Source organism: Achromobacter sp. 46006, assembly GCF_059761975.1.
The window spans coordinates 1-3,627 of record NZ_JCBANN010000119.1 but is presented as its reverse complement, the minus strand read 5'-3'; the positions used below and the strand labels follow the sequence as shown (position 1 = coordinate 3,627).

Annotated in this window: 3 protein-coding genes; all 3 read left to right on the top strand. The window is 68.7% G+C overall.

What is annotated here, in order from left to right; all coding sequences use genetic code 11:
• Positions 1–169 precede the first annotated feature (169 nt).
• The 3 genes from AC6LKG_RS26325 (at position 170) to AC6LKG_RS26315 (ending at position 3,582) form a co-directional block, all read left to right on the top strand.
• Entirely contained in the window at positions 170–2,236 is a 2,067-nt protein-coding gene (locus AC6LKG_RS26325) for a M3 family metallopeptidase (RefSeq protein WP_498169901.1), read from the top strand.
• Positions 2,237–2,573: 337 nt separating this feature from the next.
• Positions 2,574–3,188: an SCO family protein gene (locus tag AC6LKG_RS26320; protein ID WP_498169899.1), complete on the top strand. Its 615-nt coding sequence runs from the start codon at positions 2,574–2,576 to the stop codon at positions 3,186–3,188.
• Positions 3,189–3,330: 142 nt separating this feature from the next.
• On the top strand, positions 3,331–3,582 hold the full coding sequence (locus tag AC6LKG_RS26315) for a GlsB/YeaQ/YmgE family stress response membrane protein (protein WP_498169897.1): 252 nt from the start codon (positions 3,331–3,333) through the stop codon (positions 3,580–3,582).
• Positions 3,583–3,627 lie beyond the last annotated feature (45 nt).

Sequence of the window (3,627 nt, the reverse complement as noted above, 5' to 3'; positions counted from 1 at the left end):
CCCTTCCGGGGGCCGGGGCAAACCCACAGTCGTCTCTGGGCCCGCCGCGCGGAACCGGGCGCGCAGGGCCGGCCCTTGCTTTTCGGCCTGCCGCCCCAACCTGATCCCTATGCCTGCCGGCGCCGCACTCGCGCGCTGCCCGCCCTCCTCTCACGCAATTGGTAACACCATGATCCAGAATCCCCTGCTCGCCCCCGTCTCAGAACTGGTCGACTACCAGGCGGTCAAGCCCGCCCACGTGGTGCCCGCCATCGAGGAACTGCTGGGCATCGCCCGTCAGGCCGTGGACCGCGCCGCCGATCCGGCGCTGGCGCCCACCTGGGAAGCCGTGGTCGAGCCGCTGGATACCGCGTCCGAGCGGCTGTGGCGCGCCTGGTCGGTGGCCGGCCACCTGAACGCCGTGGTCAACACCCCCGAGCTGCGCGAGGCCTACAACGCCGCCCTGCCGCTGGTGACCGAGTTCTCGACCTGGGTCGGCCTGCACGAAGGCCTGTACCAGCAGTACCAGCGCCTGGCCGCCGCGCCCGATTTCGCCTCGTGGTCGCCGGTGCGCCGCCGCATCGTCGAGATGGCGCTGCGCGACTTCCGCCTGAGCGGCGTCGAGCTGCGCGGCGCCGACCGCGAACGCTACGCCGCGATTTCCGACCGCGAAGCGCAGGCCTCGCAGAAATTCTCCGAGAACGTGCTGGACGCCATCGACGCCTGGTCGCTGCGGATCGAGGACGAGGCCCGCCTGGCCGGCATTCCCGCCGACGTGCGGGCCGCCGCGCGCGCCGCCGCCGAGGAAGACGGCCAGCCGGGCTGGAAGCTGACGCTGAAGATGCCCTGCTACCTGCCCGTCATGCAGTACGCGCAGGACCGCTCGCTGCGCGAGGCGCTGTATCGCGGCTACGGCACGGTGGCGTCCGAACAGGGCGATGCCCGGTTCGACAACTCGCCCCTGATCGAGGAACTGCTGGCCCTGCGCGCCGAGGAATCCACCCTGCTGGGCCTGGGCACCTTCGCCGCGCTGCGCCTGCAGACGCGCATGGCGCGCGACGCCAAGGAGGTCACCACCTTCCTGCGCGACCTCGCCGCCCGCGCCAAGCCCTACGCCCAGCGCGACCTGGCCGAGCTGAAGGACTACGCCGCCGCCGATCTCGGCCTGGCCGAGCTGCAGCCGTGGGACGTGGCCTATGCCTCCGAGCGCCTGCGCGAATCGCGCTACGCCTATTCCGAAGACGAGGTGAAGCAGTACTTCACCGAGCCGCGCGTGCTGTCCGGCCTGTTCGAGGTCATCGAGACCCTGTTCGACGTGCGCCTGGCCGAAACGCCGGTGTCGTCGTGGCATGCCGACGTGCGCGGCGTGCGCGTCGAAAGTCCCCAGGGCGACCTGATCGGCTACCTCTACCTGGACCTGTACGCCCGCGCCGGCAAGCAGAGCGGCGCCTGGGTCGACAGCGAGCGCACCCGCCGCGTGGTCGCCGGCCGCGTGCAGACGCCGATCGCCTACCTGACCTGCAATTTCTCGCGCCCCAACGGCGACCGCGCCGCCGTGCTGACGCACGACGACGTCATCACCCTGTTCCATGAAACCGGCCACGCCCTGCACGCGCTGCTGTCGGAAGTGGACGAGCCCGGCGCCGCCGCTTTCGCCAGCGTCGAGTGGGATGCCATCGAACTGCCCTCGCAGTTCATGGAGAACTTCTGCTGGGAATGGGCGGTGGTGCAGAAGCTGTCGGCCCACGTCGACAGCGGCGAACCGCTGCCGCGCGCGCTCTACGACCGCCTGGTCGCGGCCCGCAACTACCAGAGCGGCATGCAGACCGTGCGCCAGATCGAGTTCGCGCTGTTCGACATGCTGATGCACGACCGCGCCAAGGGCGCCAGCATCGCCGAAGTGCTGGCCCTGTTGCAGGAAGTGCGCGCCGAGGTCGCGGTGCTGTTCCCGCCCGCCTGGCACCGCCTGCCGCATGCCTTCTCGCACCTGTTCGCGGGCGGCTACGGCGCCGGCTACTACAGCTACAAGTGGGCCGAGGTGCTGTCAGCCGACGCCTACGAGGCGTTCGAGGAAGCCGCGGCCAGGCAGGCAGGCAACGCCCTGGGCACGCTCGATCCGGCCACCGGCGCGCGTTTCCGCCGCGAAGTGCTGGCCGTCGGCGGCTCGCGCCCCGCGGCAGAGTCGTTCGCGGCCTTCCGCGGCCGCGCCCCGCGCATCGACGCGCTGTTGCGTCACAGCGGCATGAGCCCAGCCTGAACGGCCACGCCCTCCCAGACACGGCCCGCCCCGCGCGGGCCGTGTTTCATGGCACCGTCGCGCTGCTGCCGCCATGGCTTGCCGGGGAATGCACGATGAACACCTCGCCGGTTACTGACGCGGCCCTGAATTTTGCGGGCCTGGGCCAGCGGCGCGTGCCGTTTTGCCAGTTCTCCAACCATATTCCGGCAAAGCTTCACGCGTGCGGCCTCACGCGGCAGCCAATGGTGGCGCGTGCCTCTTGCGCCAGGACAACTTCACCGCGCGGCGGCGCGCGGCCGCCCTTGCGCCTGCGGGTAGAATCGTTGGGTTTATCTCCCAACCGGCGATGGAACCCATGCGACACCTGCTTACCGGACGCGCCTGGCGCGGCCTTTTCCTGGCCCTGTGCATGCTGCTTGCCGCCTGCGGCGAGCGCAATGTCGATTGGACGCTCTACAACATCAAGGGCCATCTGCCCGACCTGAAATTCTCGTTGCCGGGCGCCGGCGGCAAGACGGTCAGCAGCGACGACCTCAAGGGCAAGACCGTGCTGCTGTTCTTCGGTTATGCCAGTTGCCCCGACGTCTGCCCCACCACCATGGCGCAGTTGACGGCAGTCCTGCAGAACCTGGGCGAAAAAGCGCGCGACGTGCGCATCGTCTTCGTCAGCGTCGATCCACACCGCGACACGCCCGATATCCTGCAGGCCTACGTCAACGCCTTCAACAGCCAGGCCATTGGCGTGACCGGCAACGAGAAGCAGGTGGCCGACCTGGCGCGCCGCTATCGCGTGGCCTACCAGATCGAGAAACCCCGGCCCGGCGACGATGCCGATCAGTACGAAGTGACGCACAGCCGCGGCGTGTATATTTTCGACAACCAGGGCCGCGCCCGCCTGCTGGCTTCGGACACCGACAGCATCGAGGCCATGACCAGGGATCTGCGCCAACTGATCGACCTGACCTCATAAGACGGCATGCAACATTGCTGCAGCGGCGACGCGCCGCAGCATGTTGCGCGCTTGCCCCACACACCAGTTGTTACAGTGCGGCCAGCGCGCGCATGGGTAATATCAGGGCACATCGCCCTTTACCCACGCAAGGAGTATGTGCATGAGCATCATCATCATGATCATCGTCGGCTTCATCGTCGGGCTGATTGCCCGCGCGATCATGCCGGGAGACCAGAACATGGGCATCATCATGACCACCATCCTGGGCATTGTCGGGTCGGTCGTGGCCGGCTTCCTCGGCCAGAACCTGGGTTGGTACGCCCCCGGCGAACCGGCGGGCTGGATCGGCTCGGTGGTGGGCGCGATCATCGTGCTGTTCGTGGTCGGCCTGATCGCCAAGAAGCGCGGCTGACACGCTGCGCGCACGCATGATGCAAAGCGGGCCGATCTTTCGATC